At 69.8% G+C, this 15,570-nt stretch carries 13 protein-coding genes; 11 read left to right on the forward strand and 2 right to left on the reverse strand.

Going from position 1 to position 15,570, the window contains the following annotated elements; genetic code table 11:
* The first annotated feature begins 212 nt into the window (after positions 1-212).
* The 5 genes from ASG71_RS10080 (at position 213) to ASG71_RS10100 (ending at position 5,573) form a co-directional block, all read left to right on the forward strand.
* On the forward strand, positions 213-1,601 hold the full coding sequence (locus ASG71_RS10080; RefSeq protein WP_200947978.1) for an MFS transporter: 1,389 nt from the start codon (positions 213-215) through the stop codon (positions 1,599-1,601).
* A 78-nt stretch (positions 1,602-1,679) separates the two neighbouring features.
* Positions 1,680-2,408, forward strand: coding sequence for a FadR/GntR family transcriptional regulator (locus ASG71_RS10085; protein WP_235564021.1), 729 nt, complete (start codon positions 1,680-1,682; stop codon positions 2,406-2,408).
* Between the two features lie 27 nt (positions 2,409-2,435).
* Positions 2,436-3,599 carry an acetamidase/formamidase family protein gene (locus ASG71_RS10090; RefSeq protein WP_082575029.1) on the forward strand — a complete coding sequence of 388 codons (1,164 nt, stop codon included), beginning with the start codon at positions 2,436-2,438 and terminating at the stop codon, positions 3,597-3,599.
* Positions 3,596-4,828, forward strand: coding sequence for an amidase (locus ASG71_RS10095; RefSeq protein ID WP_056738827.1), 1,233 nt, complete (start codon positions 3,596-3,598; stop codon positions 4,826-4,828). Before ASG71_RS10090 ends, ASG71_RS10095 begins: the two co-directional genes overlap by 4 nt.
* Positions 4,821-5,573 (forward strand): YoaK family protein, encoded by a 753-nt coding sequence (locus ASG71_RS10100; protein WP_056738829.1) that lies wholly within the window; start codon positions 4,821-4,823, stop codon positions 5,571-5,573. Before ASG71_RS10095 ends, ASG71_RS10100 begins: the two co-directional genes overlap by 8 nt.
* 10 nt (positions 5,574-5,583) lie before the next feature.
* Here ASG71_RS10100 and ASG71_RS10105 read toward each other — a convergent pair whose 3' ends face one another.
* Positions 5,584-7,476 (reverse strand): FAD-binding monooxygenase, encoded by a 1,893-nt coding sequence (locus tag ASG71_RS10105; RefSeq protein ID WP_056738831.1) that lies wholly within the window; start codon positions 7,474-7,476, stop codon positions 5,584-5,586.
* 223 nt (positions 7,477-7,699) lie between these two features.
* Between ASG71_RS10105 and ASG71_RS10110 the strand changes: the two genes are divergently transcribed.
* The 6 genes from ASG71_RS10110 to ASG71_RS10135 all read left to right on the forward strand — a co-directional run bounded on the left by ASG71_RS10110 (position 7,700) and on the right by ASG71_RS10135 (position 14,117).
* Positions 7,700-9,160 carry a fumarylacetoacetate hydrolase family protein gene (locus tag ASG71_RS10110; protein WP_056738833.1) on the forward strand — a complete coding sequence of 487 codons (1,461 nt, stop codon included), beginning with the start codon at positions 7,700-7,702 and terminating at the stop codon, positions 9,158-9,160.
* A 7-nt stretch (positions 9,161-9,167) separates the two neighbouring features.
* Complete coding sequence (locus tag ASG71_RS10115; RefSeq protein ID WP_157366418.1) at positions 9,168-9,818, forward strand: GntR family transcriptional regulator; 651 nt, start codon at positions 9,168-9,170, stop codon at positions 9,816-9,818.
* A 42-nt stretch (positions 9,819-9,860) separates the two neighbouring features.
* On the forward strand, positions 9,861-11,375 hold the full coding sequence (gene hpaE, locus ASG71_RS10120) for a 5-carboxymethyl-2-hydroxymuconate semialdehyde dehydrogenase (RefSeq protein WP_056738837.1): 1,515 nt from the start codon (positions 9,861-9,863) through the stop codon (positions 11,373-11,375).
* A gap of 67 nt (positions 11,376-11,442) precedes the next feature.
* Positions 11,443-12,528 (forward strand): 3,4-dihydroxyphenylacetate 2,3-dioxygenase, encoded by a 1,086-nt coding sequence (gene hpaD, locus ASG71_RS10125; protein WP_056738839.1) that lies wholly within the window; start codon positions 11,443-11,445, stop codon positions 12,526-12,528.
* Positions 12,529-12,531: 3 nt separating this feature from the next.
* Positions 12,532-13,317 carry a 2-oxo-hept-4-ene-1,7-dioate hydratase gene (gene hpaH, locus ASG71_RS10130; protein WP_056738841.1) on the forward strand — a complete coding sequence of 262 codons (786 nt, stop codon included), beginning with the start codon at positions 12,532-12,534 and terminating at the stop codon, positions 13,315-13,317.
* Positions 13,302-14,117 (forward strand): aldolase/citrate lyase family protein, encoded by an 816-nt coding sequence (locus tag ASG71_RS10135; protein WP_200947979.1) that lies wholly within the window; start codon positions 13,302-13,304, stop codon positions 14,115-14,117. The genes hpaH and ASG71_RS10135 overlap by 16 nt, the downstream gene beginning before the upstream one ends.
* Positions 14,118-14,192: 75 nt before the next feature.
* Here ASG71_RS10135 and ASG71_RS10140 read toward each other — a convergent pair whose 3' ends face one another.
* Positions 14,193-15,557, reverse strand: coding sequence for an MFS transporter (locus ASG71_RS10140; RefSeq protein ID WP_235564023.1), 1,365 nt, complete (start codon positions 15,555-15,557; stop codon positions 14,193-14,195).
* Positions 15,558-15,570: the final 13 nt, after the last annotated feature.

Below are 15,570 nucleotides of genomic sequence, written 5' to 3' on the forward strand. Positions count from 1 at the left end.
AACATCCGGATGCGGGGTAACAAGCCCGACGCATAACTGGTCCTATGAGTCGGCTAAGAACCAGTCATGTAACCGACAGGTTAAACCCCGTTTCGGCCCCGTAAAAGACTCCTAACCCCCGGAAAATCAAGGGTTTTCGACCCCCGGCGCGCTCTAGCTTGGTCATTGGTTCGACCAATGAACCAATCAGCCAAGAGCCCCAGGAGCATCCCTTGAACGTTTCCACCGTCGAAAAGCCGGCCACCGCCGGTGCCGTGCCGCCCGGCACGGCGAGCGCCGCCCGGGACACCCCGCAGACCGCCCCGGACGCACCCCGAGCCGGCACCCGCCGTCGCACCCTGCCCGTCAGCGGCAAGCGCCCCGGCCCGGTTGCCGTCACCCTGCTGTTCTCCCTCGGCTGGGTATTCATGTACGCGGACCGCAACATCCTCTCCCCCGTCATGAGCGTCATCCAGGACCAGTGGGGACTGAACAAAGGCCAGCTGGGCCTGATGTCCACGGTCTTCTTCATCACCTACGCCCTGATGCAGATCCCCACCGGCTACCTCGCGGACCGGATCGGCCGGGTCAAGGTGGTGGTGGCCGGCTACGTGCTGTTCGGCATCGGCACCATCCTCAGCGGCTTCGCCCCCGGCTTCATGGTCTTCCTGCTGATGCGGGCGTTCACCGGCATCGGCGAAGGCACCTTCTACAGCCCCGTGTACGGCATCTCCTCCAGCTACATCTCGGACAAGTGGCGCGGTGTCTCTGCCGCCCTGATCAACAGCGGCATGGCCGTCGGCATCTCACTCGGCTTCATCGGTTCCGGCTACTTCACCTTCACCCTGGGCCTGCCGTGGCACGTGTCCTTCCTCATCTTCGGTGCCGCCACCCTGGTGGTCGCCTTCCTGATCAACTACTACCTGGCCCCGATCGACACCGAACACAAGGCGCAGGCAGCCGCGGCGGCAGAAGCCGGCACCGACGCACCCGTTGCGCCCGCGTCCAACAACGCCTTGTTCACCCGCAACCACATCCTCACCTACGTGCTGATCTTCTGCTCCCTCTACGGTTTCTTCTCGATGCTGACCTGGCTCCCCACCTACCTGCAGCAGGCCCGCGGCGTGGCCCCGGCCCAGACCGGCATCATCGCCTCACTCGTGCCGTGGGCTTCCATCCCCGGCGCCATCCTGCTGAGCATGTGGGCCCGCCGGCTCAGGAACACCCGACCACTGATCGTCGTGCTCTCCGTCCTGGGCGGCCTCTGCCAGATCCTGGTCCCGATGACCGGCAACTACTCGCTCATGATCGCGGGTCTGGTGGTCTACGGCCTGGTCGGCAAGCTGGCCCTGGACCCCATCCTGATCGCCTTCCTGGCCGAAAACACCCCGCGTTCCATGTACTCGACGGCGTACGGCTACTTCAACTTCGCCGGCATGCTCTCCTCGATCTTCGCCCCGTACATCACCGGCGCCCTCGCTGACGCCACCGGGGCGCTGGAAGCCGGGTTCTACCTCTCCGCGGTGCTGCTGCTGATCGGCGCGGTTGCGTTCTGCTTCACCAAGCCCGCCGGTGTCACTCCGGCACCCGCCGCAGCACCCGCCCTGCAGCCGGCCAACTGAGGCGGCGTACGACGGCGGCGTCCGCCCGCCGTCGTACGCCACTCCCACAGCAGCAGCAACCAACGAAAGGCATCCGCCGTGAACCAGCGCAGCACTCCGACCACGGACCAGCGCACCCCAGCCCGCCCCGGCCTGCGCCGTGCCGCCTCGATGAGCGCGGAAGTCGCCGCCTACCTCGAACGCGAGATCGCCTCCCGCGGGCTCAGACCCGGGGACAAGCTTCCGCCGGAACGGGAACTGGCCGCGCAGTTGTCCGTTTCCCGGGCCACCGTGCGGACAGCCCTGCAGGACCTGGAGTCCAAGCACCTGGTGGAACGCACCCGAGGCAGGGGCACCCTGGTGGCGCAGCCCCCGCCGCCGGTGAGCGAGCTGTACGCCCGCCTCGCCGGCGTCGGGCAGGCGCAACAGGACGTGGCGGAACTGCGCGGCTCGCTCGAACCGCTGGTGGCCGAGCTCGCGGCGGCACGTTCCAGCGCCGCGGACCTGATCCAGCTCCAGGACGTCCTGGCCGCTTCCAGCGAACACCTTGACCCGGCGGAGGCGCTGCGGCTGGACATCCAGTTCCACACCCTGCTGGCCCAGGCCGGCCGCAACCAACTGATGGCCAGCGTCCTGACCCTGACCAGCTCCTGGACCACCGAGGTCCGGCTACGCTCCCACTCCACCACCGAGGGGCGGCGCTGCTCGATCGAGGGGCACCGCCGGATCCTCGACGCCGTCCTGGCACGGGACGCGACCGGCGCCGGCATCGCCATGCGGGACCACCTGGCCGACGTCGCCGCGCTGATCAGCGGCCACCAGCACTGACCACCCCCTACCCACCGGAGACCACTCGTGACCACCTCACTTTTCCAGCCCACCCCGAAAACCCGCCCGTCCGCCTCCGGCACTGTGCCTGGCACCACGGCGCCCGGAGCGTCCGGCATCCTCCAGTCCTGGGACGGCATCGCCGACGGCACCACCTACCTGCCCTCGGCCCGGGAGAACGTCCTTTGGGGCGCGCTGCCCTGCGCCGGCGACCGGCCGGCGCTCAGCATCGACCCCGGCACCGACGTCGTCATCGACACGATCAGCCACGAAGGCATCCTGGAGGACCAGGGCCGGGACCCGCTCGCCTACTTTGGCTCCCACGGCGTCCCGGAACACCAGATCCTCGAAGACGCCATCGAGCTCGCGGCCTCCGACGTCCAGCGCCTATCCGCGGGCCTCGGCCCGCACGTGGTGACGGGACCGATCGCTGTCAAAGGCGCCCGGCCGGGCGACCTGCTGAAGATCACCGTGCTGCAGACGACGCCGCGGGTGCCCTACGGAGTGATCTCCAGCCGGCACGGCCGCGGCGCGCTGGACGGGGAATTCCCGCTGCGCGCCGGCAGCTACAGCGCCTTTGCCACCGTCCGCGACACCGCGGACGGCACGCCGTCCGGCTGGCTGCCGCTGCGTCCCGGCGCGGAACCGTCCGTGCATTTCCCGCTCAACCCGTTCCTGGGCATCATGGGCGTGGCCGTCGACGGCCCACAGCGGCCGCACTCCGTTCCGCCGGGCGCGCACGGCGGCAACATCGACATCAATCTGCTCACCGCCGGCAGCTCCCTCTACCTGCCGGTCCAGGTGCCCGACGCCCTGGCCTACGTCGGCGATCCACACTTCGCCCAAGGCGACGGCGAGGTCTCGCTCACCGCCATGGAGGCCTCGCTGCGGGTACGGCTGCGCTTCGACATCGTGCCGCAGGACGAGGCTGTGCGGAGCTTCGGCGAACTCAGCGGCCCGCTGGCGCAGACCCCCGAGTTCCTGGTCCCGACCGGAATGGACGAGGACCTCGACGTTGCCGTGCAGAACTGCGTCCGCGCCGCCGTCGGCCTGCTTCAGGCCCGCTACGGCATGGACCCCAGCCTGGCCTACGCCTACCTCAGCGCAGCCACGGACTTCAACATCTCCCAGGTGGTCGACCTGGTCAAAGGCGTCCACGCCCGCATCCGGGTTGAGGACTTCCTCCGGTGACCGCCCCGACCTTGCCGGCGGACCCGGCGGTCTGGCGCGCACTGGGAGAGCCGCTGCTACCGGCCACCGGCGCCGGACCCCTCGACGGGTTGAGCGTCGCGGTAAAGGATCTTTTCGCGCTGGAGGGCTTTGCGGTCGGAGCTGGGAACCCGGACTGGCTGGCGGCAGGTGTCGCGGAATCGACGATGGCGACAGCCCCCGCGGCGCTGCTGGCCGCCGGCGCCGCGGTCGCCGGGATCGCCCGGACCGATGAGTTCGCCTACAGCTTGGCGGGCACCAACGCCCACTACGGCACCCCGCCGAACCCGAACGCGCCGGGTCGGATCAGCGGCGGCTCCTCCTCGGGGTCGGCCACCGCCGTCGCCGCGGGCCAGGCCGACATCGGACTCGGCACGGACACCGGAGGCTCCATCCGGGTCCCCGCCGCTTATCAGGGCCTCTACGGCATCCGTACCACCCACGGCGCCGTCTGCAGCCGAGGGTTGCTGCCGCTGGCGCGGTCCTTCGACACCGTCGGCTGGATGACCCGCGACGCCGCGACGCTGGCTGCCGTCGGCGAAGTGCTGCTGCCGCCGGGCGACGCTTCTTTCGGGCCACTGACCGGAGCTCAGTTCGCGCCGGAACTGCTGGCCCTGGCGGAACCCAGTGTCGATCGAGCCGCACGAGATTTCCTGCAGCGCTGGACCGGCATTGCAGGCGTCCCCGCCCTGGCCGCCGCCGAGTTCCCGGTCGATGAGCTGGCCGGCTGGCTCGGCGCGTTCCAGACCGTCCAGGGTTTCGAGGCGTGGGAGCAGCACGGCCGGTGGATCGACGGGCACTGGCAGAGCCTGGGCAGTGATGTGGCCGCGCGGTTCAGGGCGGCGTCGCTGGTCACCCCTGCCCAGGCCGAGGCGGCCCGGGACCTCCTCCGGACGGCCCGGCAGCATCTCCGCTCCGTGGTGGGCCGCGGCGTACTGGTCCTGCCGTCGACGTCGTCCGTGGCACCGTCGCTGGCAGAGGCAGGCGGCGCAAGGCTAGAGGCCGTCCGCCGGTCCACCATGCAGCTGACCTGCATTGCAGGCATCGCCGGACTGCCAGCGGTGAACGTCCCGTTACGCACTGCCGGGGGACTGCCGTGCGGCGTGAGTATTGTGGGTCCGGTACACCGTGATGCCGATCTCCTCCGGCTTGCGTGCCGGCTCAGCTCCGCCGGTACCCGGCTCCCGCAAGGAAAGTTGACCGATGCTTAAACGATTGAAGTCCGCCGAGCCGGACCGGCTGCACCTGGGCCTGATGCTGGTGCTGACCTTTTCGACCGGCGTGATCGACGCCGTCGGTTACCTCGGCCTGGACCGGGTGTTCACCGGCAACATGACCGGCAACGTCGTGATCCTCGGCATGGCCCTGATCGGCGCGGACAACCTGCCGGTGGTCGGACCGTTGATCGCGCTGGCGTGCTTCATGCTCGGCGCCGTGCTGGCCGGCCGCGTCCTCCGGCCCGAAGCCGCGGGCTGGAGCCGCCGGACGACGGCGCTGCTGACTGCCGTCGGCGGAACCATGACCGTGGTCGCCGCCGTTCTGTTCGTCCACGCCCCGCACGCCGGGGATCCCGTCACCCTGGCGATCACCGGCGCGCTGGCGGTCGCGATGGGCATCCAGGCCGCCACCGCCCGGCACCTGGCGGTCAAGGACGTCACCACCGTGGTGGTCACCTCCACGCTGACCGGCCTGGCCGCGGATTCCCGCCTGGGCGGCGGGTCGGGTAAGCACACCGGCCGTCGGCTGGGCGCGGTTGTACTGATCCTGGCCGGCGCCACCGCTGGTGCGGCCCTGCTGCACGTCCACCCCGGGCTCGGGGTGCTGCTGACCGCGGCCCTCACCCTGGCCGTTGCCGTCGCGGGCGGGATCGCGCGGGTTCGGACCGGGTCGGCAGACGCCGACGCCGGGCCCTCCACTGCGGTGGAAGACCCGGCGTCGGTGTCCGTGCAGCGCTAGCCGCGCCTGCCTAGACCGCTGCCCGCTTCTGCAGCAGCGGGGCGAAGAACGCGGCGAGCTCCGCCGTCGCTGTCAGCGGCAGGACGGTGGCGACGTACTGGTCCGGCCGGACCACCACGACGACGCCGCCGCGGTTCAGGCCGCGCTGTTCGAAGATGTCGGCGTTCGGGTCGGTGCCGTAGACCTTCTCCAGGTAGTTCAGCTTGAACGGGCCCACCTGCGGCTTGAACACCTCCGGCACGGCGGTGATGTCCACCTCCGTGTGCTCCTGCTGGTAGATGACCTTCACATCGAACCAGGCGTCCCGGTCCAGGCCCTCGGGGGTGGCGGCGAGCGGCGAATCCGGCGCCTCGGCCAGCCAGGCCGCCAAGTCCGTGGTCGGCGACGGCGCGCCCGCCACAGCGGGATCGGCGAAGACGTAGATCCGCCAGCGGCCGTCCGCCGTCGCCTGGTGGCCCAGGTGCAGCGGGTTGGTGTCGCAAACCCGCACCACGGGGGCGGACTTGAAGCGCTTGCCGATCGGGAAGCCAGTGGCCAGCTCCTGGTGCGTGTCCTCGCCAACCAGGATGGACGGCGCGTACTGGGTCATGAAGCCGGCCGGGAACTCGGCGGTGCTGACGTAGAAGTCCTCAAGCTCCGAGGGGCTGTTGAACTCCTCCGGCTTCTTCGCCATCAGGGTCGACCATTCCTTGTCGAAGTCGATCAGGTTCTTGGCTACCACCTGGCGCTCGGCCGAGTACGTGGCCAGCAACGCCTCCGGGCTGCGGCCCTCCAGCACGTGGCCCAGCTTCCAGCCGATGTTGAAGCCGTCCTGCATGGAGACGTTCATGCCCTGGCCTGCCTTGGCGCTGTGCGTGTGGCAGGCGTCGCCGGTGATGAACACCCGCGGCGTGCGGGTGCCGACGTCCTCCGGGACGACGTCGTCGAACCGGTCGGTCAGGCGGTGGCCCACCTCGTAGACGCTGTGCCAGGCGACGTTGCGCACATCCAGCGTGTAGGGGTGGATGATGGCGTTGGCCTTGGCGATGATCTGTTCGATGCTGGTGCTGCGCACCGCGCCGGCGTCGCCCTCCGGGACCACGCCCAGGTCCACGTACATCCGGAAGAGGTGCCCGCCCTCACGCGGAATCAGCAGAATGCTGCCGCCGCCGCCCGAGGTGATCGCGCACTTGGTCCGGATATCCGGGAAGTCGGTGTTGGCCAGCACGTCCATGACGCCCCAGGCGTGGTTGGCCTTGTCCCCGGCCATGGTGCAGCCGATCGAATCGCGGACGCGGCTCCGGGCCCCGTCAGCGCCGACGACGTACTTGGCCCGGACGGTGCGCTCCGTGCCGGCGTCGGGCCCGGCGGTGTGCGCGAGCGTCACGGTGACGGGGTACTCCCCCTCGCCGACCTCCAGCCGGATGAATTCGTAGCCGTAGTCGGGCTTCATCCGGGTGGGGGCGTTGGCCATGAACTCGGCGAAGTAGTCCAGGACGCGGGCCTGGTTGACGATCAGGTGCGGGAACTCGCTGATCCCGGCCGGGTCGTCGAGCGCGCGGGCGGTGCGGATGATCCGGGTCGGGTCGGCGGGGTCCGGCTTCCAGAAGGCCATCTCGGTGATGCGGTATGCCTCGGCGATGATCCGCTCGGCGAAGCCGAAGGCCTGGAAGGTCTCCACGCTGCGGGCCTGGATGCCGTCCGCCTGGCCGATCGCGAGCCGGCCGGGCCGGCGTTCGACGATCCGGGTGGTCACGCCGGGGAACTGGGAGAGCTGGGCGGCGGCCAGCATGCCCGCGGGGCCGGTGCCCACAATGAGCACGTCAACCTCGGCGGGGAGGTCGGCGGGGCGGTCAAGGCCGACGCCGGCGGCTGGCTGGACCCGCGGGTCACCGGAGACATATCCGTACTGGTGGAAGTGCACGGGCTTTCCTTACTGCTGAGGGGGGCTTGTCCGCCGTCATGTGTTCGATAATCGAACGAAGTGTTCGATAATAGAACCACGGGCTTTGATTCAAAACTGTACGCCAGTTATGACGTGGGTTACAAGGGCCGCCGTAAAGCCGCGAAATCCCGGGGGTTGACGCCGGCCCGCCCGAGGGCCCATAGTCGTCGTATACGATTTCGTACTTGATCAGGAGGCTGTTTTGGAGCAGGTCAGCGACGACACCCTGGCGTCGGCACGCAAGGTCATTGCGGTGCACATCAACTACCCCAGCCGTGCCGCCCAGCGGGGCCGCACCCCGGCCCAGCCGTCCTACTTCCTCAAGCCTTCCTCCTCCCTGGCCCTGACCGGCAGCCCGGTCGAGCGCCCGGCCGGCTGCGAACTCCTCGGCTTCGAGGGCGAGATCGCCCTGGTCATCGGCAAGAACGCCCGGCGCGTCAGCGTCGAGGACGCCTGGAGCCACGTCGCGGCCGTGACGGCCAGCAACGACCTCGGCGTCTACGACCTGCGCTACGCGGACAAGGGCTCGAACCTCCGGTCCAAGGGCGGCGACGGGTTCACCCCGGTGGGCCCGGCCCTGATCCCGGCAGACGCCGTCGATCCCGCCCGACTGCGGATCCGCACCTGGCACAACGGCGAGCTGGTCCAGGACGACACCACCGAGGACCTGCTCTTCCCGTTCGCCCGGCTGGTCGCGGACCTCTCCCAGCTCCTGACCCTGCAGGAGGGCGACATCATCCTCACCGGCACCCCGGCCGGCGCCTCGGTGGCCCAGCCGGGCGATGTCCTGGAGGTGGAGGTCACCACGCTCGACGGTGCCCTCGGCACCGGGCGGCTGGCCACCACGGTCGAGGAAGGCACGACGCCGTTCGCGGACTTCGGCGCCGGCCCCAAGGCCGATGACCTGCAGCGCGAGGAGGCGTACGGCTCCCGCGAGGCCGCCGGACTCCCCGCCGCCGGCCTGGACCCGGCGCTGAAGGCCAAGCTCGAGTCCGTCGCCACCGCCACCCTGTCCTCCCAGCTGCGCAAACGCGGCCTGAACAACGTCAGCATCGACGGGCTCCAGGCCACCCGGCCGGACCGCCGCGTCGTCGGGCTGGCCCGCACCCTCCGCTACGTGCCCAACCGCGAGGACCTCTTCAAGACCCACGGCGGCGGCTTCAACGCCCAGAAGCGTGCCATCGACTCGGTCAACGAGGGCGAAATCCTGGTCATGGAAGCCCGCGGCGAAAAGGGCACCGGCACGGTCGGGGACATCCTCGCCCTGCGCGCCCAGGTCCGCGGCGCCGCCGCCATCATCACCGACGGCGGCGTCCGCGACTACGCCGCCGTCGCCGGCCTGGACATGCCCACCTACTTCGCCAACCCGCACCCCGCCGTGTTGGGCCGCCGGCACGTGCCCTGGGATACGGACATCACCATCGCCTGCGGCGGCGCCACCGTGCAGCCCGGGGACATCATCGTCGCCGACTCGGACGGCATCCTGGTGATCCCGCCGGCCATCGCCGAGGAACTGGTGGACGACTGCATCCGGCAGGAGAAGGAAGAGACCTTCATCTTCGAGATGGTCAAGCAGGGCAACAGCGTCGACGGGCTCTACCCGATGAACGCGCAGTGGCAGCAGCGCTACGCCGACTGGGAAGCGGGCACCGACGGTGACTGAGACCGCGATGGTGGCCGGCAGCAAGTCCGAGCAGGCCTACCAGGCCGTCAAGGCCCGGATCATCGAGGGCGCCTACACCCCCGGCTACCGGCTGGTCCTGGGCGCGATCGCCAAGGACCTGGGCGTCAGCGTGGTCCCGGTCCGGGAAGCCATCCGGCGGCTCGAAGCCGAGGGCCTGGTGACGTTCGAACGCAACATCGGCGCCACCGTCGCCGGGATCGACCCCACCGAGTACCTCTACACAATGCAGACACTCAGCATCGTGGAGGGCGCCGCGACGGCCCTGTCCGCCCCGCTGATCGACCCGGCCGCGATCGCCCGGGCCCGCGCGGTGAACGAGGAGATGCGCGACTGCCTGGACCACTTCGACCCCATCCGGTTCACCCGGCTCAACCAGGACTTCCATAGCGTCCTGTTCGAGCACTGCCCCAACCCGCACATCCTGGACCTCGTCCACCGCGGCTGGAACCGGCTCGCCTCGCTCCGGTCCTCCACCTTCGGCTTCGTCCCCGGCCGCGCCCGGGGCTCGGTGGAGGAGCACGAAAACCTGCTGCGGCTGATCGAATCCGGCGCCGACTCGGACCAGATCGAAAAGGCCGCCCGGCTGCACCGCTCCGCCACCCTGGACGCCTATCTCGCCCAGACCGAAACCGCCTAAAGATTCCCCACCTTTCACCGCCCGAGCAGTAAGGAAGCAACAATGACGTTCACTGCAGAACAGACCGCCACGCACTACGTGCCGCAGGACCTGCCCCGCCACATCCAGCACTACATCAACGGGCAGTTCGTCGACTCCGTCGGCGGGAAGACCTTCGACGTGCTGGACCCGGTCTCCAACCAGACCTACGCCACCGCCGCCGCCGGCCAGAAAGAGGACATCGACCTCGCCGTCGCCGCCGCCCGCGAAGCGTTCACCAACGGCCCGTGGCCGAAGATGAAGCCGCGCGAACGCGCCCGCGTGCTGAACAGGATCGCCGACGCCGTCGAGGCCCAGGAGGCCCGGCTCGCCGAACTCGAAACCTTCGACACCGGCCTGCCGATCACCCAGGCCAAGGGCCAGGCCCTGCGCGCGGCCGAGAACTTCCGTTTCTTCGCGGACCTGATCGTCGCCCAGTTCGACGACGCCATGAAGGTCCCCGGCGCGCAGATCAACTACGTCAACCGCAAGCCGATCGGCGTCGCCGGCCTGATCACCCCGTGGAACACCCCGTTCATGCTGGAGTCCTGGAAGCTCGCCCCGGCCCTGGCCACCGGCAACACCGTGGTGCTCAAGCCTGCCGAGTTCACCCCGCTCTCGGCCTCCCTGTGGGCCACGATCTTCAAGGACGCCGGCCTGCCGGACGGCGTGTTCAACCTGGTCAACGGCCTGGGCGAGGAAGCCGGCGACGCGCTGGTCAAGCACCCGGACGTCCCGCTGATCTCCTTCACCGGCGAGACCACCACCGGCCAGACGATCTTCCGGAACGCCGCGGCCAACCTCAAGGGCCTCTCGATGGAACTCGGCGGCAAGTCCCCCTGCGTCGTCTTCGCCGACGCGGACCTGGACGCTGCGATCGACTCCGCCCTGTTCGGCGTCTTCTCGCTCAACGGCGAGCGCTGCACCGCCGGGTCCCGGATCCTCGTCGAACGCGCCATCTACGACGAGTTCTGCGAGAAGTACGCCGCCCGGGCCAAGAAGATCGTGGTTGGCGACCCGCACGACCCGAAGACCGAGGTGGGCGCCCTGGTCCACCCGGAGCACTACGACAAGGTGGCCTCCTACGTCGAAATCGGCAAGTCCGAGGGCCGGCTGCTGGCCGGCGGCGGCCGCCCGGAGCACCTGCCCGAGGGCAACTACATCGCCCCGACGGTGTTCGCCGACGTCGCCCCCGATGCCCGGATCTTCCAGGAGGAGATCTTCGGCCCCGTCGTCGCCATCACCCCGTTCGAGACCGACGAGGAGGCGCTCACCCTGGCGAACAACACCAAGTACGGCCTCGCCGCCTACATCTGGACCCAGAACCTGACCCGCGCGCACAACTTCTCACAGAACGTCGAGGCCGGCATGGTGTGGCTGAACAGCCACAACGTCCGCGACCTGCGCACCCCGTTCGGCGGGGTCAAGGCCTCCGGGCTGGGCCACGAGGGCGGCTACCGCTCGATCGACTTCTACACCGACCAGCAGGCCGTCCACATCACCCTCGGCACCGTCCACACGCCCAAGTTCGGCGCCTGATTTTCGGCACCGACGGCCGGCCGCCGTCGGGCCTTCCCAAGCCCCCTTTCAAAGAAGAGAGAATCCCATGACCAACTTCGTCCCCACCCCCACCGTCCCGGCCCCGGACATCGTCCGCTGCGCCTACATGGAAATCGTCGTCACCGACCTCGCCCGCTCCCGCGAGTTCTACGTCGACGTCCTGGGCCTGCACGTCACCGAGGAAGACGAGAACGCGATCTACCTGCGCTCCCTGGAGGAGTTCATCCACCACAACCTGGTACTGCGCAAGGGACCGGTGGCCGCCGTCGCCGCCTTCGCCTACCGGGTGAAGTCCCCCGCCGAGGTCGACGCCGCCGAGGCGTACTACAAGGAGCTCGGCTGCCGGGTCGAACGCCGCAAGGAAGGCTTCACCAAGGGCGTCGGCGACTCCGTCCGGGTCGAGGACCCGCTGGGCTTCCCGTACGAGTTCTTCTACGACGTCGAGCACGTCGAGCGCCTCACCCAGCGCTACGACCTCTACAGCGCCGGCGAGCTGGTCCGGCTGGACCACTTCAACCAGGTCACCCCGGACGTCCCGCGCGGCCGCGCCTACCTGGAGGACCTGGGCTTCCGGGTCTCCGAGGACATCAAGGACTCCGACGGCGTCACGTACGCCGCGTGGATGCACCGCAAGCAGACCGTGCACGACACCGCCCTGACCGGCGGCAACGGCCCGCGCATGCACCACGTCGCGTTCGCCACGCACGAGAAGCACAACATCATCCAGATCTGCGACAAGATGGGCGCCCTGCGGATCAGCGACCGGATCGAACGCGGCCCCGGCCGGCACGGCGTCTCCAACGCGTTCTACCTCTACATCCTGGACCCGGACGGGCACCGGATCGAGATCTACACCCAGGACTACTACACCGGCGACCCGGACAACCCCACCATCACCTGGGACGTGCACGACAACCAGCGCCGCGACTGGTGGGGCAACCCCGTGGTCCCGTCCTGGTACACCGAGGCCTCCCTGGTCCTGGACCTGGACGGCAACCCGCAGCCCGTCGTCGTCCGCGAGGAAAAGAGCGAAATGGCGGTCACCGTGGGCGCCGACGGCTTCTCCTACACCCGCAAGGAAGGCTCCCCCGAGGGCGACCGCACCGGGTTCAAGCTGGGCGTCCAGGTCTAAGCGATGCTGGAGCCGACGACGATCGAGGCCATTGCCGACGAACTGGTGGAAGCCGGCCGCAGCCGCACTCCGGTCCCCCGCCTGACCGCGCGGTACCCGGAGATGACGGTGGAGGACTCCTACGCCGTGCAGCAGCTGTGGCGGCGCCGCAACGAGGAAGCCGGCCGGACCCTCGTGGGGCGCAAGATCGGCCTCACGTCCAAGGCCATGCAGGACGCCACCGGCATCACCGAGCCGGACTACGGCGCCATCTTCGATGACATGGTGCTGGAGACCGGCTGCTCGGTGGCGTGGGACCAGTACACCCACCCCCGGGTCGAGGTGGAGCTCGCGTTCGTCCTCAAGGACGGGCTCAAGGGCCCCGGCGTGACCATCTTCGATGTCCTCCGCGCCACCGACTACGTGGTTCCGGCCCTCGAGATCCTGGATTCCCGGATCGAGATGGAGGGCCGGACCATCGTGGACACCATCTCCGACAACGCCGCGATGGGCGCCATGGTGGTGGGCGGCAACCCGGTGAAGCCCGACGCCGTCGACCTCCGCTGGATCTCCGCCATCCTCTACAAGAACCAGACCGTGGAGGAGACCGGGGTTGCCGCGGGCGTCCTCGACCACCCGGCGAACGGCGTGCACTGGCTGGCGAACAAGATCGCCGCCCACGGCGACGCGCTCAAGGCCGGGGACATCATCCTCGCCGGGTCCTTCACCCGGCCGCTCTGGGTCTACAAGGGCGACACCGTCCACGCCGACTACGGACCCCTGGGGGCTGTGACATGCCGTTTCGAGTAACCGATACGTTCCGGTCCGCGCTGGCTGCGCAGGAGGGTGAGGCGGGCCGGCCGCTCGCAGGAATGTGGGTGTGCTCCGGCAGCCCGCTGATTGCCGAGCTCTGCGCCGGGGCCGGGCTGGACTGGCTGCTGGTCGACGCCGAGCACAGCCCCAACGGGCTCGAGTCCATCCTGGCCCAGTTCCAGGCCATCCACGGCTACCCGGTCCACGCCGTGGTCCGGCCGCCGGTGAACGACACCGTGCTGATCAAGCAGTACCTGGACCTGGGCGTGCAGAACCTGCTGATCCCCATGGTCAACTCCGTCGCGGAGGCCGAGGCCGCGGTGTCCGCCACCCGCTACCCGCCGCACGGGGTCCGCGGGGTCGGCTCCGCCCTGGCCCGCGCCGCGCGCTGGAACCGGGTGCCGGACTACCTGGCCCGGGCCGCGGAGACGATCAGCGTCACCGTCCAGATCGAATCCACCGCCGCCGTGGACGCGGTGGCGGACATCCTCGCGGTCGACGGCGTGGACGCCATCTTCGTCGGACCCTCCGACCTGGCCGCCTCGATGGGGCTGCTGGGACAGCAGGAGCACCCCGAGGTGCGTGCCGCCGTCGAGCACTGCCTCGGTGCGGCGAAGGCTGCCGGGAAACCGGCCGGGGTGAACGCCTTCAACCCGGACACGGCCCGGCACTACCTGGACCACGGCGCGGCGTTCATCCTGGTGGGCGCCGACGTCGCGCTCCTGGCCCGGGGCTCCGAAGCCCTCGCCGCGCAGTTCGTTCCCTCTGCCGAGGGCGGCAGCCGGGCCAGCTACTGACAGTCCGCTGACGACGGCGGGGCGCCGGCTACGACGGCCGGTGTCCCGCCGTCGTCGTCCGGCGTCGGCTGCTGGCTACGCCGCCCGGCGTTCCCGCCACAGCAGCGAGACGACGAACACCACGGCGCCCAGCCCCAGCATGACGAACACCATCAGGCCCCAGTTGGCCTGGCTGACGCCGGTGCCGTAGAAGACGCCGATCAGCACGGTCGCCGTGATCGCACCGAGGTAGCGGCAGGTCTGGTAGATCCCGGCGGCCACCCCGCGCTCCTCCAGCCGCGTGGACAGGTACATGCCCTGGCTCGTGGCGATGCTGACCACGCAGTAGGGCACGCCCAGCAGCGCGGTCATGGCCAGCACCAGCGGGACGGCGAGCGAGGCAGTCAGCAGCCACATCGTGCCGGACGCCGCGATCAGCAGCACGACGCCGGCGATCAGCACCCGCCGCACGCCGAACCGGTCGATGGCGCGGACCGCGGCGGGCGTCCCGACCACGGAGATGGCGGCGAGCGGCAGCATCAGCAGGCCCACGATTCCGGGGTCGTAGCCGCCGGCGGTCTGCAGCAGCTGCGGCAGGCCGAAGAACGCGAAGTAGTAGACGCCGCTGAACAGCGCGAAGCCCAGGTAGATCAGCAGCAGCGGCCGGTTCCGGCCCAGCAGCCGGAGGTCCAGGAACGGCGGGTTGAAGCGCAGTTCCCGCACCGCGAACAGCACGGCCAGCAGCAGCCCGCCGCCCAGCAGCCACCACCGGTAGCCGGGCACAACGTTCAGCAGCGCCATCATCACCAGCACCAGGGCCCCGATGAACGCGCCGATGCCCGGCAGGTCCGAGTCCCGCAGCAGCTCGGAGACCCTCCCCTGTTCGCGTTCGCCGTCCTGCGGCGCGAACCGGCGGACCAGCAGGATGGACGCCAGGGCCAGCGGCACGTTGATCAGGAACAGCGCCTCCCAGCCCACCAGGCTCACCAGCAGCCCGCCGACCACGGGCCCGACGGCGGCCGCCGAGGTGTTGGCCATCTGGATCCGGCCCAGCGGGCGGGTGGAGTTCACGTCCGCCTGCCTCGCCAGTTCCGCGACCATCACGACGGCGCTCGGGTAGGCGCTCGCGGTGCCAAGGGCCATGAAGGCCCGGGCCACGCAGAGCAGCGCGAAGTTCGGCGCGAAGGGGGCCAGGGCGCAGGTCACAGCCACGAGTGCCATCCCGAGCAGGAACAGCCGGCGCGGGCCGAAGCGGTCGGCGAGCCGGCCCATCAGCGGCTGGCCGGCGGCGGAGGTGAGGTAGAACGAGGTGACCACCCAGGTGACCGTGGCGACGTCGAGCCTGAAGTCGGCCTGCAGCACCACGAGGGCGACGGCGATCATCGAGGAGTTCAGCGGGTTCAGCGCGGTGCCCAGGCTCAATCCGGCGATGGCGGCGCCGGTTCGGGGAGAGTTGCTCACGGCAACAGTCTGT

The sequence above is a fragment of the Arthrobacter sp. Soil763 genome (assembly GCF_001428365.1).
In the GTDB taxonomy this organism is placed as follows: Bacteria; Actinomycetota; Actinomycetes; order Actinomycetales; family Micrococcaceae; genus Arthrobacter.

Coding starts and splice junctions, on each gene's coding strand:
- ASG71_RS10100 (WP_056738829.1), top strand. CDS start 4,821: ATGCTTAAACGATTGAAGTCCGCCGAGCCGGACCGGCTGCACCTGGGC.
- hpaE (WP_056738837.1), top strand. CDS start 9,861: ATGACGTTCACTGCAGAACAGACCGCCACGCACTACGTGCCGCAGGAC.
- hpaH (WP_056738841.1), top strand. CDS start 12,532: ATGCTGGAGCCGACGACGATCGAGGCCATTGCCGACGAACTGGTGGAA.
- hpaD (WP_056738839.1), top strand. CDS start 11,443: ATGACCAACTTCGTCCCCACCCCCACCGTCCCGGCCCCGGACATCGTC.
- ASG71_RS10115 (WP_157366418.1), top strand. CDS start 9,168: ATGGTGGCCGGCAGCAAGTCCGAGCAGGCCTACCAGGCCGTCAAGGCC.
- ASG71_RS10135 (WP_200947979.1), top strand. CDS start 13,302: ATGCCGTTTCGAGTAACCGATACGTTCCGGTCCGCGCTGGCTGCGCAG.